19 protein-coding genes and 2 pseudogenes are annotated in these 23,153 nt (G+C 59.7%); 19 read left to right on the top strand and 2 right to left on the bottom strand.

What is annotated here, in order from left to right:
- The first annotated feature begins 215 nt into the window (after positions 1-215).
- The 12 genes and pseudogenes from PMI36_RS07130 to PMI36_RS32125 form a co-directional block, all read left to right on the top strand.
- On the top strand, positions 216-1,529 hold the full coding sequence (locus PMI36_RS07130; protein WP_008074330.1) for an O-antigen ligase family protein: 1,314 nt from the start codon (positions 216-218) through the stop codon (positions 1,527-1,529).
- 17 nt (positions 1,530-1,546) lie between these two features.
- Positions 1,547-2,500 carry a glycosyltransferase family 2 protein gene (locus PMI36_RS07135; protein ID WP_008074326.1) on the top strand — a complete coding sequence of 318 codons (954 nt, stop codon included), beginning with the start codon at positions 1,547-1,549 and terminating at the stop codon, positions 2,498-2,500.
- 13 nt (positions 2,501-2,513) lie between these two features.
- Positions 2,514-3,932, top strand: a complete 1,419-nt coding sequence (locus PMI36_RS07140; RefSeq protein WP_008074318.1) for an oligosaccharide flippase family protein — start codon at positions 2,514-2,516, stop codon at positions 3,930-3,932.
- An 83-nt stretch (positions 3,933-4,015) separates the two neighbouring features.
- Positions 4,016-5,080: a UDP-glucose 4-epimerase GalE gene (gene galE, locus PMI36_RS07145; RefSeq protein WP_008074317.1), complete on the top strand. Its 1,065-nt coding sequence runs from the start codon at positions 4,016-4,018 to the stop codon at positions 5,078-5,080.
- Positions 5,077-6,552, top strand: a complete 1,476-nt coding sequence (locus tag PMI36_RS07150; RefSeq protein ID WP_008074316.1) for a family 16 glycosylhydrolase — start codon at positions 5,077-5,079, stop codon at positions 6,550-6,552. The genes galE and PMI36_RS07150 overlap by 4 nt, the downstream gene beginning before the upstream one ends.
- A gap of 100 nt (positions 6,553-6,652) precedes the next feature.
- Complete coding sequence (locus PMI36_RS07155; protein ID WP_008074315.1) at positions 6,653-6,958, top strand: hypothetical protein; 306 nt, start codon at positions 6,653-6,655, stop codon at positions 6,956-6,958.
- Between the two features lie 1,036 nt (positions 6,959-7,994).
- Positions 7,995-8,489 (top strand): annotated as a pseudogene (locus PMI36_RS32520) (methyl-accepting chemotaxis protein); the annotation flags it as partial.
- The gene (locus PMI36_RS07165) at positions 8,486-9,133 is read left to right on the top strand and encodes a hypothetical protein (RefSeq protein ID WP_008074313.1); all 648 of its coding nucleotides are present in this window, start codon (positions 8,486-8,488) and stop codon (positions 9,131-9,133) included. The pseudogene PMI36_RS32520 and the gene PMI36_RS07165, both read left to right, overlap by 4 nt.
- 356 nt (positions 9,134-9,489) lie before the next feature.
- Positions 9,490-10,776: a CmpA/NrtA family ABC transporter substrate-binding protein gene (locus PMI36_RS07170; protein ID WP_008074311.1), complete on the top strand. Its 1,287-nt coding sequence runs from the start codon at positions 9,490-9,492 to the stop codon at positions 10,774-10,776.
- Between the two features lie 15 nt (positions 10,777-10,791).
- Positions 10,792-11,643, top strand: a complete 852-nt coding sequence (gene ntrB / locus PMI36_RS07175) for a nitrate ABC transporter permease (protein WP_007907331.1) — start codon at positions 10,792-10,794, stop codon at positions 11,641-11,643.
- A gap of 65 nt (positions 11,644-11,708) precedes the next feature.
- Positions 11,709-12,500, top strand: coding sequence for an ABC transporter ATP-binding protein (locus tag PMI36_RS07180; RefSeq protein ID WP_008074309.1), 792 nt, complete (start codon positions 11,709-11,711; stop codon positions 12,498-12,500).
- A 5-nt stretch (positions 12,501-12,505) separates the two neighbouring features.
- Positions 12,506-12,678 (top strand): annotated as a pseudogene (locus tag PMI36_RS32125) (LysR family transcriptional regulator); the annotation flags it as partial.
- A gap of 16 nt (positions 12,679-12,694) precedes the next feature.
- On the opposite strand, the gene PMI36_RS07185 reads toward PMI36_RS32125, so the two are convergent.
- Positions 12,695-13,666, bottom strand: a complete 972-nt coding sequence (locus tag PMI36_RS07185; RefSeq protein WP_008074307.1) for a proline iminopeptidase-family hydrolase — start codon at positions 13,664-13,666, stop codon at positions 12,695-12,697.
- Positions 13,667-13,759: 93 nt separating this feature from the next.
- On the bottom strand, positions 13,760-14,518 hold the full coding sequence (locus PMI36_RS07190; RefSeq protein WP_032830581.1) for a LuxR family transcriptional regulator: 759 nt from the start codon (positions 14,516-14,518) through the stop codon (positions 13,760-13,762).
- 181 nt (positions 14,519-14,699) lie between these two features.
- Here PMI36_RS07190 and PMI36_RS07195 point away from each other — a divergent pair, with 181 nt between their 5' ends.
- From PMI36_RS07195 to PMI36_RS07225, 7 genes are all read left to right on the top strand, one after another.
- Complete coding sequence (locus tag PMI36_RS07195) at positions 14,700-15,587, top strand: proline iminopeptidase-family hydrolase (protein WP_008074303.1); 888 nt, start codon at positions 14,700-14,702, stop codon at positions 15,585-15,587.
- A 3-nt stretch (positions 15,588-15,590) separates the two neighbouring features.
- On the top strand, positions 15,591-16,538 hold the full coding sequence (locus PMI36_RS07200) for an ABC transporter permease (RefSeq protein ID WP_008074301.1): 948 nt from the start codon (positions 15,591-15,593) through the stop codon (positions 16,536-16,538).
- Positions 16,535-17,389: an ABC transporter permease gene (locus PMI36_RS07205; RefSeq protein WP_008074299.1), complete on the top strand. Its 855-nt coding sequence runs from the start codon at positions 16,535-16,537 to the stop codon at positions 17,387-17,389. The genes PMI36_RS07200 and PMI36_RS07205 overlap by 4 nt, the downstream gene beginning before the upstream one ends.
- Positions 17,386-18,372, top strand: a complete 987-nt coding sequence (locus PMI36_RS07210) for an ABC transporter ATP-binding protein (RefSeq protein WP_032830580.1) — start codon at positions 17,386-17,388, stop codon at positions 18,370-18,372. The genes PMI36_RS07205 and PMI36_RS07210 overlap by 4 nt, the downstream gene beginning before the upstream one ends.
- Positions 18,369-19,340 (top strand): ABC transporter ATP-binding protein, encoded by a 972-nt coding sequence (locus tag PMI36_RS07215; RefSeq protein ID WP_008074295.1) that lies wholly within the window; start codon positions 18,369-18,371, stop codon positions 19,338-19,340. Before PMI36_RS07210 ends, PMI36_RS07215 begins: the two co-directional genes overlap by 4 nt.
- 33 nt (positions 19,341-19,373) lie before the next feature.
- The gene (locus PMI36_RS07220; protein ID WP_008074293.1) at positions 19,374-20,888 is read left to right on the top strand and encodes an ABC transporter substrate-binding protein; all 1,515 of its coding nucleotides are present in this window, start codon (positions 19,374-19,376) and stop codon (positions 20,886-20,888) included.
- Between the two features lie 232 nt (positions 20,889-21,120).
- On the top strand, positions 21,121-23,121 hold the full coding sequence (locus PMI36_RS07225; protein WP_008074284.1) for a peptidase U32 family protein: 2,001 nt from the start codon (positions 21,121-21,123) through the stop codon (positions 23,119-23,121).
- The last annotated feature ends 32 nt before the right edge of the window (positions 23,122-23,153 follow it).

The following is a 23,153-nucleotide window of genomic DNA, read 5'->3' as shown; positions in this document are numbered from 1 at the left end:
GCGAAACCCTAAGCCGCCGTTACCGCAGAAACGGATATGTACACCATCAAAAAACAAGCCGCCTGGCATGCAGCCTTCGCGGGCAAGCCTCGCTCCTACAACACCAGGCCCCTAACTCTCCAAAGCCCGAGAGATATGTAGATACCCATGCCGTTCTAACACGACAACGCGGCGGGGAAACTAATTGAGAACGCCCCCCTGGGGAGCCAATCATCATGAACAAACTGGAAGTCAGGTACACCACCCTGCGCGACGCTTTCACATTGTTCGGCGTGCTGTTCTATATCCAGGTGATCGGATTTTTTTTCGGGCTGGCTGACACGTCGAATGTGGGCGCAGCCGAAAAAGACCTCGAAGGCAACGTGGTCAACCAGATCTGCGGCCTGATCACCCTGCTGGTTCCGTTGTTCTTCTTCATCCGCAATAAGGTCTTCATCAGCAAAAGCTTTTACAGGCACAACGCCTTTCTGCTGATATTCATGCTCAGCCTGGCCGTATCGATCAGTTGGTCCTACGACCCGATGTTGAGTTTCAAACGGTTTGTGGCGCTGATCAGCGTGGTGTTCTTTGCAGGTTTCATTGCCTACAACTACCGCCTCGAGAAAATCGCTTTCATGCTCGGCTGCACCATCGGCGCAGTAGCGTTGTTCGGTTTGATATTCGCGCTGGTAAGGCCCGACATCGTCTTCATTGATGGCGGCATTCGTGACGGTGCATTCAAGGGGATTTTCCCGGAAAAAAATGCCGCTGCCCGAATCAACGCGATCGCCATTCTGTTACTGCTGCCGATGATCCGTCAGCGCAATCCCTGGGCCATCGTCTACTCATTATTCTCGCTGATCGCGATTGCACTGGCCCAATCTGCCACGGCAATTGCACTGATTGTGGCTGGCGCCGTGAGCTATTGGTACTTCCTCACGCTGATCCGCTTGCACATCAACCGCTCACTGACAGCATTCCTCGGTACGACAATTATCTATTTGCTGATCTGCCTGTTTCTATACGGCAATTACACCCTGCTGCTGGAGTTGATGGGGCGTGACGCGTCACTCACCGACCGCACGCTGATCTGGGACTTGCTCACACCGCTGATCGACGCCGAATTCCTCAAGGGTTACGGCTTCGGCGCTTTCTGGTCCAGCCCGGACGCCGAGACATTCATCAACCGCTGGGGTTACATCGGCAATGCCCACAGCGGCTACATGGAGACCTTGCTCAACGGCGGTGTCATCCAGCTGACGGCACTGATCCTGATGCTGATCGAGGCGTTGATCAAACACTACCGAGCCGTGGTGTCGGATCAGTCGGCGCGGTTTCACGCCAGCGCCATGGTCATCATCGGATCGTTCATGCTCACCAACTATGTGGCGTATGTCGTTCCCAACTACCGCTGCGCAGAGTTTCTGGTGTTCTGCATCCTCGCCCTCTCATTCCGGCACCACCACGCGACATACCCCGAGTTGTCACGGCCAACCCTGGGTCAGCGTCCGCCTGGCAAGGCATTACCACGCGACTCAGCCAATGCGTAACAAAAGGAGAAATAACCGTGCCAGACCAAGCCCCCCCTTCACCCCATTCAGTATGCGTCGTGATCCCGATGTACAACGGCGCCGACAGTATCGAGCAAACACTGGCGTCCGTGGCCGGGCAAACCCGACTGCCCGATCACGTCATCGTCATCGACGATGGTTCCACCGATGATGGACCACAACGCGTCAAGGACTTCGCGGCGCCGTTTCGCCTGACGCTGTTGCATCAAGCCAACGAAGGCCAGGCCAGCGCCCGCAACCACGGACTGCAGCACACTGAAGAAACTTATGTAGCGTTTCTCGATGCCGATGACCGATGGTATCCGCAGAAGCTGGAGCAACAACTGGCACTGTTTGACGAACTGAGTCGTCAGGGACGGCCGGTGGCGCTGATAGATTGCTACGTGCACAACGACTACAGCGACGGTACGCGAATACTGGAAAACCGGCAAAAAAACGGTAGGCATTTCGACGATTTCATCCGCGCCAACGTCCTCAATGGCGTGTCCTCCGCGATGGTCAGACGTGACGTGATCATGCAACTCGGCGGCTTCAATCCCAGCCTGCGTTACTCCGAAGACCGCTTCATGTGGACCCGGATCGCCGAACACTGGGAGGTTCACACCGTGCCAGAGGTGCTGCTGCAGCGCATGGTCAACAGCGGCAACATGACCGCGCAACCGACAAGGTACTACCCGTCCAAGATCAGGTTCATCGAAGCGTTCCTCGATCACTTTGGCCCGCGGTTGAGCAAGCAGCAACGGATCGATTTCGCGCTGGGCGCCCACTCCGACTTTCTCGAACTGTTTTCCCGCAGAGGCGAGCATGCCCAGGTGATCGATGTGTACCGGCGAATGCTGGAGTACTCCTGGCAAACGCTGATCTTCAGGAACGGCAAACCGACCTTGCGCTTGCTCTATGCATGCGTCCAGTCATTGCGCAAGGCAGTTGCGTCAACCACCGCTCATTGAGCCGGTATCCGCCATGGCCAATCACCGTCTGGTTAAATTGATCTGGATTTTCACCGAGAAATTCGGCCTGATTTTCCTGTCGATGATTACCTTTGTCGCGTATGCCAGGCTGCTGTCGCCCACAGAGTTGGGTGTGGGCACGGTCATCATTGCCATCGTCGAGTTGATCGGCATGATGTATTCCTCGGTTCTGGAAGACCCGCTGGTACGACTCGAGCGGCTGGAAGACAAACACATCGCCACAGCCTTCTGGGCGTCGGTACTCGTCAGCCTGGTGTCCATCGTCGTCATCTCGGGCGCGGCGATGCTGTACACGCCTAACCCGATGCTGCAATGGATGACGGCGGTGGCCTCGGTCAAAATCCTGTTCACCATGATGGCGCGGGTCTATGTGGCGCAAATGCGCCGTAGCGGCAACTTCAGGATGCTGGCCTCGCGCACGCTGCTGGGAAAAGTGTGCGGTGGCGTGGGCGGCATCGCTGTCGCGCTCTGGGGATTGGGCGCCTGGGCGGTCATTGCTCAGGCACTGATCATGGAGTTCGTGTCCATTATCGTATTGATGCGCGCCGACCCACGCCGCATTGCCTTTTACATTGACGGCCCGCTCTTGCGCGAACTGTTGAGGGCTGGCGCACCGGTTGCCGTCAACGCGCTGAGTTCGCAAACGCTACAGCGCGGGGTCACCGTCATCCTGGGCATGACGGCCGGCACCAACGCGGTTGGCATGTTCAACATGGCGATGCGCATCATCGATCTGCCGCGCACGGCGATCTATCACGGCCTGATCAGCTATGCGCTGCCGGTGTTTGCCCGACGCAGCGCCGATCCATCGCGGTTGCGCACGATCATCAGCGATTCGACCGCCGTCAGCTGCTTCCTGCTGACGCCCCTGTTCATCGGCATCGCACTCACGGCGCACGACCTGATCCTGTTGATCTTCGGCGCCAAATGGACCGAGGCCATTGTGCTGCTGCAAGTGCTTGCGTGCACGGCAGCCATCGGTAACACCGCCATGTACGCCACGACCGCACTGGTTGCGGTCAATTGCAGCCACCTGACCATCAAGGCCGAAGTGGCAACCACCGTATTGGCACTGGCGCTGGTCTATGGCTTCGGCAGCCTCTATGGCGGCATGGCCGCCGCCCTCGCCCTGCTGGTCCGGATGGCGATCGTCACGCCACTGCAAATCCGCGGGTTAAACAGTGCAATCGGCTATGGCTGGCGGCGATTTTTCGAAACCAACTATCGCAGTGTGATTGCTTCGTTCGTCATGGCCGCGATCGTCCTGATGGTTTCTTCCCGCCTGGGTGTTCAGGGCTACTTGCACCTGATCTGCAGCATCGTGGTTGGCGCGCTGAGTTATGCCGTGGCGTATAGCGTGATGCATCCGCGCTGGCCGCAAGAATTCAAATCGGTTTTCACCACCCGCTGAGAGGACGCACCCGACAACCTTTTCCCTTCCCGGACCCCATTCTCCTGACTCGTGCAATTTCCTTGTGACAGGAACGCCTCATCATGCACAAAACCACGTTGATTACCGGCGGGGCCGGATACATCGGCTCCCATACCACCCTGACCCTGATTGACGCCGGTCGACAGGTGTTGGTCCTCGATAACCTGTGTAACAGCTGCCACGAATCGCTCACGCGCCTGGAGTATCTGACTCGCAAGCGAGTCGATTTCATTGAAGGTGATATTCGCGATAGCCACCTGCTCGACGATATCTTCAGCCGCTACGACATCGATGCCGTGGTGCACTTTGCCGGGCTCAAGTCCGTGGAGGAAAGCGTTCGCAAGCCGCTGGATTATTACGCCAACAACGTGGTTGGCACGCTCAACCTCTGCCATGCAATGGCCCGGTTCGAGGTCTTCAAACTGGTGTTCAGCTCGTCAGCCACCGTGTATGGCGCCCCCCGCCAGATACCGCTCATCGAAGACATGGGCGCCGGCAAACCGATCAATCCCTACGGCCGCACCAAGCTGCTGATCGAAGAGTTGCTCACCGACCTGTGCCTGTCCGATCCGCAATGGAGCATTGCGGTGTTGCGCTACTTCAACCCGATTGGTGCTCACGCAAGCGGGCTGATCGGAGAAAACCCCAATGGCAGGCCCAACAACCTGCTGCCTTGCCTGACACGGGTCGCAATGAGGCAAGTGCCCGAACTCATGGTGTACGGCAGCGACTACCCCACTGTCGACGGAACGTGCGTGCGCGATTACGTCCATGTGCTCGATGTTGCCGATGGCCATCTCAAAGCGTTGCGGGCGTTGCAGAACACAAACGGCATCCACGTCTGGAACCTGGGAACAGGCATTGGCCATAGCGTGCTGCAGATCATCCACAGCTTCGAAAACATTACCGGTATTACCATCCCCTTCCGGTTCGCACCGCGCCGCGATGGCGATATCGCCGAATGCTGGGCCGACCCCACCAAGGCCGGGCGTGATCTAGGCTGGTACGCACAGCGCGACCTGATGCAAATGATCATCGACACCTGGCGATGGCAATTGTGTAATCCGCATGGGTACCACTCCCAACCCGGATTGGCGGCATCGACTGCGTTGAAGCAATGGATATGAGCAGGTTCATTCTTTTGGCGACCCTGCTATCGATCGTTTGCAACGCGTCGGGTGGCACTCCCCCGCCGCCGCTGGCCAACGGCCTGGTGCTGTGGCTCGACGCCGCCGACGCGTCGACAATGACCCTCGATACCCAGAACCACCTCCTGCGGTGGCACGACAAGTCTGGCCAAGCCAATGACGTTACCGTAGACAATGGCGCAGACGCCGCACTCCCGAAGCGTGTGGAGAACGCCATGAATGGCCATCCGGTGGTGCGCTTGAGTGGTACTTCAGCCTTCCTTGGCAAGGCCATTCGTACAGCAAAAGGCCCTGTTACCCTATTGATCGTGTCACGCAGACTAAACGAGCAAAGCGGCGGCGAGACCTGGCAGCGACTGTTCAGTTCGCGCCCGATAATCGCCGATAACGACAACGTGCCGCCGAACTTCGCGATCAGCGTGCAACAACGCACCGCCTACGATCCGACCCTCTTCGTCCTGGAACTCAACGACGTGCCCATCGGCCCGTACGCGGTGGGGCGCAACGTAGTCGGCAGCGTCGAACATTTGCGCGGCGACATCGCCGAAATACTGATGTACGACCAGCACCTGGCCTCTCTGGAGGATCGGCAGCGCGTGTTTCAGTATTTGGCAAACAAGTGGTCCGTCGCCCTCCCCAAGGCTGCCAATTCCTGGACCCGCGTCGGCCCCTTGGGAACGGTCCCGGAACTGGCCAACGGCAAACTGCCGCTGTCCGATCAGGGCAATGCCGGCCAGTGGATGCTGGACACACGATTCTCCGACGACTTCGATGACGCGACCCTTAACGCCAGTCGCTGGCACGTCAACAATGCCACAGGCACCGACTCGCTCGGGCGCAAACCGGCGCTGTTCATGCCGGACAACGCTTACCTGAGCGACGGCCATCTGAACATCGTTTTCCGCAAGCAAACCTTGCCGCAAAAGTACGTAAAACTCGGCTTTGAAGGTTACAGCTCGGCGATGGTGCGAACGATCGAGCGCAGTTTTTACGGCTACTACGAAGCCCGCGCCAAACCGATGGACTCGGCCGGCTCCAGCGCCTTCTGGCTCGCGTTTACGGGGCTTGCCGACAATGCCACGGAAATCGATATTTTCGAAATCGGCGGAAAAACCAAAAACGCCTCCTTCGACCGTCGGTACAACATGAACGCCCACGTTTGGGCCACGCCGCAAAGCACCGAGCATTTGAGCGATGGCAACAGCTGGATCAGCCCTTGGCGGCTGGCCAGTGCCTTCCATGTCTACGGTTTTGACTGGCAGCCCGACACATTGCGCTGGTACGTCGACGGCGTACTGGTGCGCGAGGCAAAGAACACCCACTGGTTCTTCCCCATGCATATCCTCTTTGACAGCGAGGCCATGTGGCAGTGGTTCGGCGTTGTCGACGACGCCGATCTGCCCTCTACCTTCAGCGTGGACTACCTCAAGGTGTGGCGTCGCGGTAGATAGTCGCAACTCGACCGGTTTTCTTGAAAGGCCCCAACCGCTTTTCACCGGAGCCAGGCATTACCCAAATTCCAGGAACACCCCCATAAAAGAGGTCGCAACAATGAACGGTACGATGACTTCCGATCAAGCGATAGCCTGCCTGAATCTGGCGCTTGAACGTAACAAACAACTGTTCAGCGACGCCTATCACTTGAGCCACGCCGCCCTTGATCTTCTCGATCAGCCCCACATGGACGCGGAAAAGTTCACCCAGTATCAGAGGAAAAGACGGCAGGCCGATCTCAAATACCTGGAAGCTATCGAGCACTTGCGATTAATCATGGCGGAATACCCTGTCCATCTCTTCTCTGCGCAGAACTCAATACATGAGCCCCAGTTACGACTGAGGGATCACGACAAACTCTGACCTGCCAGGTCAGCGGTTCTGGCAAACATGCCATAACGCCCTGCGCGAACCAGAACAGAGCACTGCGGCTCGGCAATTCCCGCGACTGGTGCGTTGATCGCCTTTTCTGCCTTCGTAGCCCTATCGCCATCGAATGGAACCCCTCCCACTGCGCGAGCGACAGGCTGACAAGTTGTCGATGGCACGGCTGGCAAACAACTTGCTTAGGTCTGATCAGGCTTGAGCCATCAACGACGATGGCTTCGCAAACATCACGGACAACGGCGTCCGCTCCCCTGCGCATTGCGACAGGTGGGCGTGCGCCGTTTTTGCTTTCACCCCGGCATAAAAGGAAATCCTCATGCCTGCTCAAGGAATGCTCCCCCCGGGTCATGCCATCGCGCCTGCGCACATCGGTCTCGGCAAGTCACGCCCTGCTGGCATTGTATTGCGGTCATTGTTCGACCCTGGCATGGCACTGCTCGAACGCAGCAGGATCGGCCTCTGGTTACCACTCGGGTTGGCCCTCGGGGCCTGCGGTCTCGCACTGGCCGAACAGCCAGCAAGCGCACTGACCCTGTTACCTGGCGTCCTCTATCTGGGGTGCGCGTGGCATCTTCGTGAGCGTCATCAACGCCATCTACAGATATTCTGGGACACTGAACTTGCACAACTGCTGCGCAGCTCCCGGGATGCCGACCCAGCGACGCTACTGGTGGCCGCCAGCATGCAACTGCGCAACAACGAGCGCTTGCGCAGCGAAGTACAGTTCGCCAGTCGTGCGCTGGAGCAAATGTCTCAACAGGCCCGCGACCAAGGTGAGGATCAGAGCCAACGAATCGCCATGATCGCCGCCGCCAGCGAGCAAATCGATCAGACCTTACACAGCATCGATGCCTTGGCCCAGGGCGCGCTGGCAGCCTTCGCCAACGCCCATGCCATGAGCGAAACCGGTTGTCTGGAGGCGCGCTCAGTGGGCGACAGCATGCGCGCCATTCAGCACAGCCTGGGCAATACCGCACACGCCGTGGAAGCATTGCTGCGGCGCACTAGCGCAGTAGAAAGCACCGTCAATAGCATTCAGGCACTGGCCAAACAGACCCAGTTGTTAGCACTCAATGCCTCCATCGAAGCGGCCCGTGCCGGCGAGCACGGTCGCGGTTTCGCAGTGGTCGCCGATGAGGTCCGCAGCCTGGCCCAAGCGACGGACCGGGCTACCCATGAAATCACCACAGCCGCGACCGCGATCGCGATCGCCGTGCGCCAAGTGGATGGCGAGGTCAAGGAACACCGCGACCTGCTGGCAGCCGGTAGCCAACAAAGCGAGCAACTCGCCGCCAACCTCGACGACCTGGCTCAACATAGTCAGATCAATCTGCAACACCTCGGCGCCATGCAACAGGCGCTCAGCGAGCACCAGCATGCCAATCATGCCCTCAGCGAACAGTTGCAACAGGTCAATGCCGCGGTGCAAGAGCAGCGTACGCGGACCCATGCGCTGCACGACCTGACCCATTATCTCAACCAGCTCACCGTCGGAAACCGCCCATGAACCTACAATTCGCCACTGCACTCGATGGTGGGCAATCCCGACGACCCCGTCTGCCACAAAACGACGCGGGACTCAGACAGATGCTTTTGCTGGGGCTCGACCTGTTGCAAGGCCTGCAACAGCATCGCGGTCTCGGCGGACAGACCACCCGCGAGGCACAACAGCGTTGCCAGGCACTGGGTCATTCACTCGACCAACGCTGGAAAGAATGGCCGTATAGCGCACAGTGCCAGGCCTGGAACGCATTACGCCGCGAGCCAGCGGATTTCGAGGGCCATTGCCGGTTGCTGCAAGACCTGCTCGGCGCCATCCAGAACCTCGAACTGCGGCGCTGCGCGCTTAATCTGCAGCCTCCGAGCATCGCCGAGCGCTGTTGGGAGCTGGAAGACCTGGGACGGCTACGCGGCCTGTCGGTGCGCGCCGCCGCCCATCAGAGTTGCCCGCTGCAAATGCTTGTTCAATTGCAGTACCTGCACGAGCGCTTGCTCAGGCATGCCCCCCGCTCGCTGCACAACGCTCTCGAACGACTGCAACGCTGCCTGATCGGTACAACGACAGTGTCCATCTCCCCGGCGCAGTGCTACGCCCTGCTCACCCCATTGCTCGACGAACGCCTCGACGCCATCCGCCGGGATCTGGGCTAAGGCTTACCTCCATTCGACTACGCAACGGTGCGCAGGAGAGCTGTTTTAGTTCACCTCGCACCTAAGCTGCCCAAAAAGCGATCAGTGCTTCGCTCTCCCCCGGCTCTACGCCCCCTTCGATATCTTGTTAGAAAACATCACAAAACCACTTCAAGCCTTTGTACCAATTGATTTTTTTCGCATAAATAAACCCGGACATAAACTTGGCAAGCCCTTTGCTACTACTGACTAACAGACTCATGCGGCACGCCAATGGCGGCGTGCTGCACTTTCCGGACAACGGCGTCCGCCAGGTCCCTCTATCGAGGGTGCCTGGCGCACGCCGTTTTTTTTGCCCCTAAAAAAAGGATGTGGTTATGACTGATGAGCGTGACTCGCAACATCCGGTACACCCCGGCCGGCGCACCTTCCTGAAGCAGTCCCTGGTGACGGCCGGCACCGTCGCCGGGATCGCCGCCCTCGATGTCGTCGTGCCGGGCTTTCTGCGCAGCGCGGTCTGGGCTGCCGGCAGCGACGCGCCGGAGAAAGCTGCGCTGAAGGTCGGCTTCATTCCCCTCACCGACTGCGCGTCAGTCGTAGTGGCGGCAACCCAGGGTTTCGGCGAAAAATACGGCCTCACCATCACGCCGAGCAAAGAGGCGTCCTGGGCCGGCGTGCGCGACAAACTGCTCAATGGCGAACTGGATGCTGCCCATGTGCTCTACGGCCTGATCTATGGCGTGCAACTGGGCATCGGCGGGCCGCAGAAAGATATGGCCATGCTCATGGGGCTGAACCAGAACGGCCAGGCGATCACCCTCTCCAAACAGCTGCAGCAAGCGGGCGTGACCAATGGCGAGCAACTGGCCGCCAAGGTCAAGCAAGGCGGCACGCCACTGACCTTCGCCCAGACGTTCCCCACCGGCACCCATGCCATGTGGCTCAATTACTGGCTCGCCAGCCTCGGCATTAACCCGCTGACCGATGTGAAGACCATCGTGGTGCCACCGCCACAGATGGTCGCCAACATGCGCGTGGGCAACATGGACGGCTTCTGTGTCGGCGAGCCCTGGGGAGCCCGGGCGATTGCCGACAACATCGGCTTCACCGCCCTTACCACCCAGAAACTCTGGCCCGATCACCCGGAGAAAATCCTTGGCACCACCCGTGCCTTCGTCGAGCAATACCCCAACACCGCCCGGGCGCTGACCATGGCGGTGCTCGACGCCAGCCGGTTCATCGAGGCCAGCGTAGAGAACAAGAAAAGCACCGCCCAACTGATCGCCGGCAAGGCCTACGTGAATGCGCCCGTCGAAGTGATCGAACAACGCTTCCTCGGCCATTACGACGACGGGTTAGGTAAGCAATGGACGGACGAGCATGCGATGTCCTTCTGCAAGGATGGCAGCGTCAACTATCCGTACCTGTCGGACGGTATGTGGTTCCTCACTCAGTTCCGTCGCTGGGGCCTGCTCAAGGAGGATGTGGACTACGCCGGTGTGGCCAAGTCTATCAACCAGACAAAGCTCTACGGCGAAGCCGCCAGCCAGCTTGGCCTGACTGTACCGGGCAGTCCGCTGCGCAGTAGCACCCTGATCGACGGCAAGGTCTGGGACGGCTCCAATCCGGCCGCCTATGCCAACTCCTTCACCATCAAAGCCTGACCGGAGTAACCCGCCATGAACGCACCCCTCAAGTTGCCAGCGCCGCCCACCACTACGGCGAGTACCCAGCCAGAGCGTCGCTCTCCCCTCCTGAGCGGGTTGCGTCAACGCGCCAGGGATGGCATTGCCCCAATATTGGGTATCGCCCTGTTTCTCGCCGTCTGGGCGTTTATAGCCGCACGCAGTGAGGGCCTGCCCGGTCCGCTCGCTACGTGGTATTCAGCCCTGGAGCTGTTCAGCGCCCCCTTCTACGACAACGGTCCGAACGACATGGGCATCGGCTGGAACGTACTGGCCTCCCTTGGCCGGGTCGGCATCGGCTTCGGCCTCGCCGCCCTGCTCGGTATTCCGCTGGGCTTCGCCATCGGGCGCTTCGCCTTCCTCGGCGGTATGTTCGCGCCAATCATCAGCCTGCTACGTCCGGTCTCGCCGCTGGCGTGGTTGCCGATCGGCCTGCTGGTGTTCAAGGCCGCCGGCCCGGCATCGATCTGGGTGATTTTCATCAGCTCGATCTGGCCGATCATTCTCAACACCGCCGCGGGGGTCGCCAGCGTGCCGCAGGACTATCTGAACGTCGCGCGGGTGCTCAAGCTCAGCGAGTGGAAGGTGTTCACCCACATCCTGTTTCCTTCGGTGCTGCCACATCTGATGACCGGTATTCGCTTGTCCATTGGCGTGGCGTGGCTGGTGATCGTCGCCGCAGAAATGCTCACCGGCGGTGTCGGTCTTGGCTTCTGGGTGTGGGACGAATGGAACAACCTCAATGTCGAGCACATTCTCATCGCCATCATCATCGTCGGTCTGGTCGGTCTGCTGCTCGAACAGGGGCTGTTGTGGATCGCCAAACGCTTCGACTACACCAACTGAACCGACGCCCGCGCGGGTGTTTGGGTTGCCCGCACCTGACGCTTACCCGATGCAGGAGAACCGAGATGACTAAATTCGTCGAGCTGACCCAGGTCAGCAAACACTTCGATACCAAAAAAGGCCGTTTCCAGGCCCTCAGCAACGTCAACCTGAGCATCGCTCGTGGCGAGTTCGTCTCCTTGATCGGCCATTCAGGCTGTGGCAAATCCACCGTGCTGAACCTGATCGCCGGTCTGCTTGAAGCCAATGGCGGCGGCTTGATATGCAACGGTCGCGAGATCGACGGTCCCGGCCCTGAGCGCGCAGTGGTGTTTCAAAACCACAGCCTGCTGCCCTGGCTGACTTGCTTCGGTAACGTGCACCTGGCCGTGGAAAAGGTATTCGGCAAACGCGAAAACAAGGCCGCACTGAAGGCGCGTACCGAGGCGGCGCTGGCAATGGTCGGTCTTGAGCATGCCATGCACAAGCACCCCAGCGAGATTTCCGGGGGCATGAAGCAGCGTGTCGGCATCGCCCGCGCGCTGGCCATGGAGCCGAAAATACTGCTGATGGACGAACCCTTCGGCGCGCTCGACGCCCTCACCCGGGCGCACCTTCAGGACGAGCTGCTGCGTATCGTTGCCGCCACTCAGAGCACCGTGGTGATGGTCACCCATGATGTCGATGAGGCCGTGTTGCTCTCCGACCGCATCGTGATGATGACCAACGGGCCGGCGGCCACCGTCGGTGAGATCCTTAGCGTTGGCCTGGCAAAACCGCGCAATCGCCTGGTACTGGCCAACGACCCCGAGTACCACCGCTATCGCACGACGGTCCTCGAGTTCCTCTATCACCGCCAGCAAATGCCGGCGGCTTGAAAACGAAACAAGCCTGGATTGACTGGCTGGCAGCCAATGGCGGCGAGTCGCTGGAGGCCTACAGGCACATCCCCTTCAACCTCGACGAGTTGGCATTTGATGCTGCGGCGCGAGGTTTGAGGGGGGCGTGACCGATACGACCCTGGCAGCGGAATCCATCGGTCGAGGTGTGCTCGTCAGCGACGGTGGATTCTTCATGCCCCAGGACAGGAAAGACGCGGGTCAGAGTGGAGTTCTTCGAGCTTGCGATCGCCAACCATCGCCCCGTTCAAGCACTCATCCAGGAACCTCACCACCGTCCCCATGCAGCCGACCCGCTCCTCGACATGAGGCATATGGCTGGAGTTCTCGAACAACGCCCAGCGAGCATTCGGGATCTGTTCCAGATAGGGTTTGACCACCGTCGGTGTGGCTTCATCGTAACGGCCGGAGATCACCAGCGTCGGCACGTTGATGTGCGGTAAACGGTCGACGATGGTCCAGTCTTTCAGGCTGCCTATCACATGAAATTCCGTCGGCCCGCTCATGGCATGGTAAACGGTGGGGTCGGCATCGACCTGGGCAAACGTACGCGCGACTTCGTCCGGCCAGGGAAGTAAACGACACACATGGTTGTCGTAAAAAACCCTCGAGGCTTCTTGATAGGCGAGCGCTTGAAAATCCCCTGCCTGTTCGTATTCAAGCAATGTTTCATGCACACCGCCCGGCAGTAGTTTGCGTAAGCGGTTGGCTTCTTCAACCCAGACGCGCATATCCGAAGGGGCGTTGGCGAGGATCAAGGCCCGTAGCCCTGCCGGTTGCGATACGGCGTGTTCACTGGCGAGCATGCCGCCCCAGGATTGCCCCAGCAGCGCGTAATTGTCGCTGATCTGAAGATGATCCAGCAGGTTGTCCAGTTCATCGAGAAACAGCGCCACGTTCCAGAACGAGGCGTCTTTTTCTGGCAGGTGGGTCGAGCGACCATTACCCAGTTGATCGTAATGAACCACCGGATAGCCGCTCCCGGCAATGTCCTTGAAAGCGTCAACGTAATCATGCGTGCAGCCCGGGCCGCCATGCAAAATCACCAGCGGCGTGGTTTTGCCGTCAAAGTGACCTGTGACGCGATACCAGGTCTGATAAGGACCAAAAGGTGCGAAGCCTTCGCGAGTTCCGATAGATTCCATTTCTTTGTGCCGCCCCTGAAAAACCGTACGGCACACGATAGCGGGATCAGAGCTTCAAAATAACTAGAGAAACAGATAGGTTTTTGCCCTGTTTCAGCTATCGAGCAATCGATAGTGGGTGGCCCGAACCACGGCCTGGACCCGATTCTTGGCCCCGAGTTTATGCATGGCCGAGGTCAGATGGAGGCTGATGGTGGCCAATGAACGATTCAGTTGGTTGGCGATCTCGGCGGCGGTCAGCCCCTCCGCCGCCCATTTAAGGCATTCGCGTTCACGTTTGGTCAGATAAATGGGAGGCGTATGAGCCTCCTTGCCAAGCAACGGATAGGCCGCTTCCTGCAAGGCATGGGAAATCAGGCTGAAATCGGCGAGGGTCCGCCGGGCATCGCACAAGACACTGCTGCTGCTGGTACGCAGCCCGGTCAAGGAGGCAAAGCCGCCTCTGGGCAGATGAATCGGGACCGACACACCACAGGTCATCTGCGCGTCTTCCAGATAATTCACCACTGGCGCATGGCACTGACTGATGACCGGCTCCAGCAGGGTGTCAGTTCCGGGTTTATAGGACCAGACAAAGGGTGAAACGCGATTGAGTGCTACCTGCTGGACAGGATCGATCTGGTAGTAACCCTCCGCACACCAACGCGTATGCCAATCGGCGGGTGTGTTGCGCAGTTTGAGCACCGAGGGCGTGATCAACTTGCCTTCATGGTCCAGCGGCACCGGGCTGTAGTCGTACACCAAAGCATCAAAGCCCAACTCCTGGGCCAACAGCAAGGCGTTGTCCATCTGCTCATCCAGGCTCTTGCCCGATAAAAGACGGGGATTGACGTCAGATAGCTTGCTCTGCATCCATTGCGCTCCGTAATTAATTTCAATCCTGAAATTCAGCACGTAGAATGCCACGCCTCGGCGAGGGACTGCCAGACCAAACCTATAACAAATACTAGCTTTTGGGCACATGACTTACTCAGTAAGGTAGGCCATTTAGTTTGCATCCGAACCGGTCAGCATCATAAAAGGGAGAGTTGCGATGTGGCGTGAAATCGAGCCGGACCAGCACTATAACGTCGAAGTCGACGGCCACAATCTGGTGGTTTACAGCTTCGGCGAGGGCGATGAAGTCCTGCTGTGCCTCAATGGAGGCCCGGGGCTTCCCTGCGATTATCTGCGTGACGCCCATGGCTGGCTCAAGGACAAGGGGTTGCGCGTGGTCGCCTTCGACCAACTCGGCACCGGCGCGTCTGACAGACCTCAAGACCCATCCCTGTGGGATATTTCCCGTTATGTCGCTGAGGTGGAAACCGTCCGGCAGGCTCTCGACCTGGGCCGGGTGCATTTGCTGGGGCACTCCTGGGGCGGCTGGCTGGCGATCGAATATGCCATTTACCACCCTCATGCACTCAAAACCCTGATTCTGGAAAATACCGTAGGCGATATCCCGCACCTGTCTCAGGAACTGGAGCGTCTGCGTGGTGCTCTTGGCAGCGAAACCGTGGCCATGATGCAGCGCCATGAAGCCATGGGCACCCTCGATCACCCCCAATACCAAGCGGCAATCACACTCCTCAACTATCGCCACGTCTGCCGCCTGGACGAGTGGCCGGCGCCGGTCACGCGCTCTCTGGGCGACTGGAACATGGGGCCCTACACAACCATGCAAGGGCCGAATGAGTTTCTCTACGTCGGCAACCTGAAAAACTGGAACCGTCTCCAGGAAATGGCCGATTTCACCATGCCGGTATTGATTACCACCGGCCAGCACGATGAACTGACGCCGGCCTGTGCCATGCGTATGAAAATGGCGCTCAAGGATGCGGCACTGCATGTGTTCCCCAACAGCAGCCACATGCCTTTCTACGAAGAACCTCACGCCTACTTTCCGGTGTTACTGGATTTCCTCCAGCGGCACCGAGGTTAGTCGATGAATCTGTCGCGTTACCGTTTCATCCTGTCACGCCCCCTGCAGCTGCTGCCGGTGCTGTTCGGCATCAGTCTCATCACGTTTGTGCTGGTGCGCTCGATTCCCGGCGACCCGGCGCGCGCCCTCCTCGGCTCGCGCAGTACGCCGGAGGGGCTGCTCAGGGTGCGCGCTCAGTTCGGCCTCGATCAGCCGCTGTGGATGCAGTACTTCTACTTCCTGAAAAACCTGTTCAACGGCGATCTCGGCCAGTCATTGCTGTACAAGGTCGACGCCTTGAAACTGATCAGCACGCGCATCGAGCCCACGTTGTTTCTGGTGCTTGGCAGCGTGCTGCTGGCCATGTTGATCGCGGTGCCGCTGGCCACCGTTGCGGCCCGTAACAAGGGCGGTTGGGGCGACAACCTGATCCGCCTGTTCACCACCGCCGGCCTCGGCATGCCGGCATTTTGGCTGGGGATCATGTTGATCCTGCTATTCAGCGTACAACTGGGCTGGTTTCCGGTTTCCGGCTACGGCCGTTCCTGGCCGGACAAACTGCATCACATGGTCCTGCCCTGCCTGACCATTGCCCTGGCGTTATCGGCGGTATTGATACGTAACCTGAGGGCAAGCATGCTGATGGAGTTACAAGCCGACCATGTCACTGCAGCCCGGGCTCGCGGCCTGCCCGAAAACGTGGTGTTTCGTCGCCATGTACTGCCCAACTCCCTCGTACCCGCCGTCAACCTGCTGGCGGTGAACATCGGCTGGCTGATCAGCGGCACGGTGGTCATCGAGAGTCTGTTCGCCATTCCCGGGATCGGCCAGTTATTGGTCCGAGGCATCTTCACCCGTGACTATATGGTGGTCCAGGGCGTGGCGATGGTGCTGGCCTGCGCCACTGTGGCGGTAAACTTTCTCGCCGACGTGGTGACAGTCGCCATCGATCCACGCGTGAAAATCCGATGAGCAGCCAGGCAACGACGGTCCCCCGACTGAACCTGCGCCTGGGTTTGCGCAACCCTCGATTGGCAATGGGATTGGGCCTGACAATCCTGTTCGGTTGGCTGGTGCTGGCGATCTTCGCGCCCTGGATCGCACCCTTCGATCCAATCGCCCAGAACACTGATATTCGCTTGCTGGCGCCCCATCTGGCCCACCCGTTCGGCACTGACAATTTTGGCCGCGACGTTTTGTCTCGAGTGATCTGGTCAGCCCGCATCGATTTGCAACTGGCGGTCATCGGGGTGATTTTCCCGTTTCTGATCGGCACGTGTGTCGGGGCTTTGTCCGGCTACATCGGCGGGCGTTTCGACACGTTCTGTATGCGCCTGATCGATATCATCCTGGCCTTCCCGTTCCTGGTGTTAATGCTGGCGATCATGGCGATCCTCGGTCCCGGCCTGATGAGTTTCTATATCGCCATGGCACTCGTGGGCTGGGTGTCCTACGCACGCTTGATCCGCTCGCAGATCCTGATACTCAAGGAAAGCGATTTTGCCCTGGCCGCCAAAAGCCTCGGCTTCGGTCATGGGCGCATTCTGTTCAGGCACCTGCTGCCGAACGCGATGTTCGGTTCGATCGTGTTTTCCATGTCCGATGCGGTGCTGGTATTGCTCAACGGCGCAGCGGTCAGTTACCTCGGCCTCGGGGTTCAACCACCGACTGCCGAGTGGGGCACGATGGTCGCCGAAGGCCAGAGCTTCATTACTTCCGCCTGGTGGATCTGCACCTTCCCGGGATTGGCGATCGTCACCCTGGCCATGGGCTTCAGCCTGTTGGCCGACGCTGTTGCCGAACACTTGGGTGAACGCTCGTGAGTGCGCCTGTGCTGAAGGTCGAAGAGCTCAGCGTTATCGCCCGCAAGGGTGAGCACGAGGTGACGCTGGTGGACCGCTTGTCTTTTGATCTGGCCGAAGGTGAAGTGCTCGGACTGGTGGGGGAAAGCGGCTCCGGCAAGACCATGGCTTGTCGCGGTTTAATGAGACTGTTGCCGTCGCCGAACCTGCGTGTCGAAGGCACAGCCGTGCAACTGGCCGGGGAAAATCTGTTGCGCCTGGACGAGGCCGGCATGCGCCGCATGCGTGGGCGTCAATTGGGGATGATTTTCCAGAACCCCAGCAGCCATCTCGACCCGTTGATGCGCATCGGCGAGCAGATTGGCGAAGGTATTCGTCTGCACCAAGGCGCCAGCAAGCGTGAGGCCCGCGCCCAGGCCATCGACGTACTCCGGCAAGTGGGCATTCCCGATCCGCAGCGGCGAATCGACAGTTACCCTCACGAATTTTCCGGCGGCATGCGCCAGCGAGCGATGATCGCCGTGGCACTGGGTTGCAACCCGAACGTGCTGATCGCCGACGAACCGACCACCGCCCTCGACGTCACGGTGCAAGCGCAGATCCTGCGCCTATTGCTCGATCTGCGCGACCAGCGTGGCCTGTCGATCATCATGATCACCCATGACCTGGGGGTCGTTGCGCAGACCTGCGACTCGATTGCGGTGATGTACGCCGGACGCTTGTGCGAGCACGGCAACAAGCACGAGGTGCTGGCCCATCCGCGCCATCCTTACACTGCGGGGTTGATCGACTGTCAGCCGGCCACCAGTCACGGTCACGCATTGCTCAAAACCATCGCCGGGCAACCGCCCCTGCTCGACGCCCTGCCCCAGGGTTGCCGCTTCAATCCGCGTTGCCAGCAAATCGGCAACCGATGCACAACACTGATGCCGGGTTTGCAGCCCGTCAGCCATGGACACCGCATCGCTTGCCATTACCCCTTGGCTGCCGGAGACCGCTCATGACCCTGCTCAAGGTCAAGGATTTGCATGTGCGCTTCGCCGCGCCGGGCACTGGTCTAATGGGCATAAACCGACAATGGCTGACGGCGGTCAACGGCGTCTCGCTGACCCTCTCGGCGGGTGAAACGCTCGGGCTGGTCGGCGAGTCGGGCAGCGGTAAAAGCAGCCTGGGGCGAGCGATCCTGCACCTCAACGAGATTTACGCCGGGCAGGTGCTGTTCGACGGCATCGACATGGCCCATGCCGGGAAAGTCGATATCACGCGGCTGCGTCATGAGACGGCGATGGTTTTCCAAGACCCTTACGCCGCCCTCAATCCACGCCTGAGCATCGGCCAGACCCTGGCAGAAGTGCTCCGGGTACAACGCAAGGTGCCGGAATCGCTGATTGCCGCCCGTGTCGATGAACTGCTGACTTTGGTTGGGCTGCGCCCCGAATTGGCCGCCCGCAAACCACACGCCTTGAGCGGTGGCCAATGCCAGCGTGTCGGGATCGCCCGTGCGCTGGCCGTGGAGCCGCGCCTGATCGTCGCCGATGAATGCGTGGCCGCGCTGGACGTGTCCATCCAGGGGCAGATCATCAACTTGCTGCTGGAGCTGCGCCAGCGCATGAACCTGGCGATTGTGTTCATTGCCCATGATCTGGCGATCGTTCGCCGGCTCTGTGATCGGGTGGCGGTGATGTACCTGGGCAAGATCGTCGAAGAAGGACCGGTGGAAGAAGTATTTCGCTCCCCGCGACATCCCTATACCGCCGCGCTGATCCAGTCGATTCCAGAAATCGATCCGGCCCGGGCGCTACCCACCGACCCTTTGCCTGGTGAACCGCCCAGCCCTTTGCAGTTGCCATCCGGTTGCGCCTTTCACCCACGCTGTCGCTACGTTCGTGCCACTTGTAGCCAGGTGGCGCCCCCTACCCGTCAACTCGACGCTCGCCGTTACGACTGCGTGCTCGAGGAGCCTCTGTTTTAAAAAACCACGTACTCATCAAGAAGGAGTTTGACCATGAGATCCAGGCATTTGAAATTGCTCGCCGCAGCCACATTGACCGCTTGCACCCTTGCCAGCGGCATTGCTCAGGCGGCGGGTGTACTCACCATCGGTTGCCGCGAAGAAAGCACCACGTTCGACCCGATCAAAAGTGCGCAAAACCGCGACACCTGGGTGTTTTCCAATGTCTACGACACACTGATCCGAGTCGACAAGGCCGGCAGCAAGATGGAACCCGGCCTGGCTGAAAGCTGGAAAGTCTCCGACGATGGTCTGACCTACACCTTCAAAATGCGCGCGGCGAAATTCTCCGACGGCTCGCCGATCACGGCCGATGATGCGGCATTCAGTCTGTTGCGTACTCGTGATAACAAGGCCTCGCTGTGGAGCGATGCCTACAAACTGATCGACACGGCGAAAGCGGCCGATCCACAGACCCTGGTCGTTACCCTGACTACCCCGTCGGTACCGTTCCTCTCGCAACTGGCCTCGCCGACCGTGTCGGTGCTCTCGCAGAAGGCCATGACCCGCATGGGCGAAGATGCCTATGCTCAGGAGCCAGTGGTCTCAGGGGCATTTTTTGTCAAGGAATGGCTGCGTGGCGACCGCGTGAAGCTGGAGAAGAACCCGAATTTCTGGCAGGCCGACAAGGTCAGCCTGGATGGCGTGGAGTGGATCTCTATTCCTGACGACAATACCCGGATGCTCAAGGTGCAGGCAGGTGAGCTGGATACGGCGATTTTCGTACCGTTTTCGCGAGTCGATGCGCTGCGCAAGGATCCCAACCTGACCATCCACTCCGACCCTTCCACTCGGGAAGATCACCTGCTGATCAACCATGAGCACGGCTTACTGGCCAAGCCTGAAGTCCGTCAGGCACTGGACATGGCAATCGACAAGAAGTCGGTGGTCGATACCGTCACCTTCGGCCATGGTCAGGAGGCGTACTCCTACATCCCCAAGGGCTCGCTTTACCACTACGCCGACAACCGGAAGCGTCCATTCGACCCGGCCAAAGCCAAGCAGATGCTGATCGATGCCGGCGCAGCGGGCATGAAGCTGAACTATGTGGTTAACGCCGGTAATGAAGCCGATGAGCAGATTGCCGTGCTGGTTCAACAGCAACTGGCGGCCGTCGGTGTGACCGCCACCCTGCAAAAGGTCGACCCCACCCAGAGCTGGCAGATGCTGGTCGACGGTGACTACGACCTGTCCGTGATGTACTGGACCAACGACATCCTCGACCCGGACCAGAAGACCACGTTCGTTCTGGGCCACGACACCAACATGAACTACATGACCCGCTACAAGAACGACAAGGTCAAGGATCTGGTATCGGCTGCCCGCATTGAAGCGGCCCCGGCCAAGCGTGAACAGATGTACGTCGACCTGCAGAAGATCGCCAAAAATGACGTCAACTGGATCGACCTTTACTACAGCCCTTACATCAACATTTCGCGCAAGAACATCGAAAACTTCCAGCAGAATCCACTGGGGCGCTTCTCTCTTGAGGAAACGGTGAAGAACTGAGCAATCGTTGCGCTGAAGCAAGCAGCTCCAGCGCAACCCGGACTGATCCAGAAATAAAAAATGGACCTCTGAAAAGAGGTCCATTTTTTTTGCCAAAAAAGTCCCGTTGGCAGCGGCTTTATCCGGCAGCCCTGCTCAGTAAGCAGTCGCCATCGGGCAGCATACGGGTGCCGATCAAACATTTCGCCGCTACAATGCGCACCTCGACCGTGACAAGCCCGACTAAAAAAATATGTCCCTGCCCAAACATCACCTGGAATTGCTCAGCCCCGCCCGCGACGTGGCCATCGCCCGCGAGGCCATCCTGCATGGCGCCGATGCCGTGTACATCGGGGGCCCGAGTTTCGGTGCCCGCCACAACGCCTGTAACGAGGTGAGCGATATCGCCCAATTGGTGGAATTCGCCCGTCGCTACCACGCCCGGGTCTTCACCACCATCAACACGATCCTGCACGACAACGAGTTGGAGCCAGCCCGCAAGCTGATCCACCAGTTGTACGACGCCGGTGTCGACGCACTGATCGTCCAGGACCTGGGCGTGATGGAGCTGGACATTCCGCCGATCGAGTTGCACGCCAGCACCCAGACCGACATCCGCACCCTGGCGCGGGCTAAGTTCCTCGACCAGGCTGGCTTCTCCCAATTGGTACTGGCCCGCGAGCTGAACCTCCAGGAGATCCGCGCCATCGCCGACGAAACCGATGCGGCGATCGAATTCTTCATCCATGGCGCACTGTGCGTGGCGTTCTCCGGCCAGTGCAATATTTCCCATGCGCAGACTGGTCGGAGCGCCAACCGTGGCGACTGCTCCCAGGCTTGCCGCTTGCCGTACACCCTCAAGGACGAAAAAGGCGGTGTAATCGCTTACGAAAAACACTTGCTGTCGATGAAGGACAACAACCAGAGCGCCAACATCCGCGCGCTGGTGGAAGCCGGCGTGCGCTCGTTCAAGATCGAGGGTCGCTACAAAGACATGGGCTATGTGAAGAACATCACCGCCTGGTATCGCCAGCGCCTGGACGATGTCCTCGAAGACCGCCCGGACCTGGCCCGCGCGTCCAGCGGCCGCACCGCGCACTTTTTCCTGCCCGATCCGGAAAAGACCTTCCACCGTGGCAGCACCGACTACTTCGTCAGCGACCGCAAGATCGACATCGGCGCCTTCGACACACCGACCTTCACCGGCCTGCCGGTGGGCGTGGTGGAGAAAGTCGGCAAGCGCGATCTGCTGGTGGTCACCCACGAACCGCTGTCCAACGGCGACGGCCTCAATGTGCTGGTCAAGCGTGAAGTCGTGGGCTGGCGTACCAACATCGCCGAGCCGAAGGGCGAGTTCGAAGAGGACGGGGAAAAGCGCTACCGCTATCGTGTGGAGCCCAATGAGATGCCCAAGGGGTTGCACCAGTTGCGACCGAATCACCCGCTGAGCCGCAACCTCGACCACAACTGGCAGCAGGCCCTGCTCAAGACCTCCGCCGAGCGCCGGGTGGGTGTTGCCTGGGTCGCTCGCCTGCGTGAGGATCGCCTGGAGCTGACGGCCACCAGCGAGGAAGGTGTCAGCGCCAGTGTCGCCCTGGACGGTCCATTCGGTCTGGCCAACAAGCCGGAGCAGGCGCTGGAGCAATTGCACGACCTGCTCGGCCAACTGGGCACCACTCAGTACCACGCCACAGCGATTGAGCTGGATGCACCGCAGGCGTATTTCATCCCCAATTCGCAGCTCAAGGCCTTGCGCCGCGAAGTCATCGAAGCGCTGACCACGGCCCGTATCGAAGCCCTCCCACGGGGTGGTCGCAAGGCCGAGACCAATCCGCCACCGGTGTACCCGGAATCGCACCTGTCGTTCCTGGCCAACGTCTACAACCAGAAAGCCCGCGACTTCTATCATCGCCACGGCGTCAAGCTGATCGACGCTGCCTATGAGGCTCACGAGGAAACCGGCGAGGTGCCGGTGATGATCACCAAGCACTGCCTGCGTTTCTCCTTCAACCTCTGCCCCAAACAGGCCAAGGGCGTCACCGGCGTGCGTACCAAAGTCGCGCCGATGCAACTGGTGCATGGTGATGAGGTGCTGACGCTGAAGTTCGACTGCAAGCCTTGCGAGATGCACGTGATCGGCAAGATGAAGGGGCACATCCTTGACCTGCCGCAACCGGGCAGCGTGGTGCAGCAGGTCGTCGGCCACATCAGCCCAGAAGAGCTGCTCAAGACGATCCCTCGCGCGCCCCACTGAGTGACTGGCGAGCGCGCCGCTACGGCGCCGCG

Source organism: Pseudomonas sp. GM79 (assembly GCF_000282495.1).
In the GTDB taxonomy this organism is placed as follows: Bacteria; Pseudomonadota; Gammaproteobacteria; order Pseudomonadales; family Pseudomonadaceae; genus Aquipseudomonas.
The sequence above is the reverse complement of the archived record's forward strand: the minus strand, read 5'-3'. Positions and strand labels throughout refer to the sequence as shown.

What these genes read in the sequence shown, in the direction of transcription:
- PMI36_RS07130 (WP_008074330.1), top strand. Translation starts at nt 216, where the DNA reads ATGAACAAACTGGAAGTCAGGTACACCACCCTGCGCGACGCTTTCACA.
- PMI36_RS07140 (WP_008074318.1), top strand. Translation starts at nt 2,514, where the DNA reads ATGGCCAATCACCGTCTGGTTAAATTGATCTGGATTTTCACCGAGAAA.
- galE (WP_008074317.1), top strand. Translation starts at nt 4,016, where the DNA reads ATGCACAAAACCACGTTGATTACCGGCGGGGCCGGATACATCGGCTCC.
- PMI36_RS07150 (WP_008074316.1), top strand. Translation starts at nt 5,077, where the DNA reads ATGAGCAGGTTCATTCTTTTGGCGACCCTGCTATCGATCGTTTGCAAC.
- PMI36_RS07155 (WP_008074315.1), top strand. Translation starts at nt 6,653, where the DNA reads ATGAACGGTACGATGACTTCCGATCAAGCGATAGCCTGCCTGAATCTG.
- PMI36_RS07165 (WP_008074313.1), top strand. Translation starts at nt 8,486, where the DNA reads ATGAACCTACAATTCGCCACTGCACTCGATGGTGGGCAATCCCGACGA.
- PMI36_RS07170 (WP_008074311.1), top strand. Translation starts at nt 9,490, where the DNA reads ATGACTGATGAGCGTGACTCGCAACATCCGGTACACCCCGGCCGGCGC.
- ntrB (WP_007907331.1), top strand. Translation starts at nt 10,792, where the DNA reads ATGAACGCACCCCTCAAGTTGCCAGCGCCGCCCACCACTACGGCGAGT.
- PMI36_RS07180 (WP_008074309.1), top strand. Translation starts at nt 11,709, where the DNA reads ATGACTAAATTCGTCGAGCTGACCCAGGTCAGCAAACACTTCGATACC.
- PMI36_RS07185 (WP_008074307.1), bottom strand. Translation starts at nt 13,666, where the DNA reads ATGGAATCTATCGGAACTCGCGAAGGCTTCGCACCTTTTGGTCCTTAT.
- PMI36_RS07190 (WP_032830581.1), bottom strand. Translation starts at nt 14,518, where the DNA reads ATGCAGAGCAAGCTATCTGACGTCAATCCCCGTCTTTTATCGGGCAAG.
- PMI36_RS07195 (WP_008074303.1), top strand. Translation starts at nt 14,700, where the DNA reads ATGTGGCGTGAAATCGAGCCGGACCAGCACTATAACGTCGAAGTCGAC.
- PMI36_RS07200 (WP_008074301.1), top strand. Translation starts at nt 15,591, where the DNA reads ATGAATCTGTCGCGTTACCGTTTCATCCTGTCACGCCCCCTGCAGCTG.
- PMI36_RS07205 (WP_008074299.1), top strand. Translation starts at nt 16,535, where the DNA reads ATGAGCAGCCAGGCAACGACGGTCCCCCGACTGAACCTGCGCCTGGGT.
- PMI36_RS07215 (WP_008074295.1), top strand. Translation starts at nt 18,369, where the DNA reads ATGACCCTGCTCAAGGTCAAGGATTTGCATGTGCGCTTCGCCGCGCCG.
- PMI36_RS07220 (WP_008074293.1), top strand. Translation starts at nt 19,374, where the DNA reads ATGAGATCCAGGCATTTGAAATTGCTCGCCGCAGCCACATTGACCGCT.
- PMI36_RS07225 (WP_008074284.1), top strand. Translation starts at nt 21,121, where the DNA reads ATGTCCCTGCCCAAACATCACCTGGAATTGCTCAGCCCCGCCCGCGAC.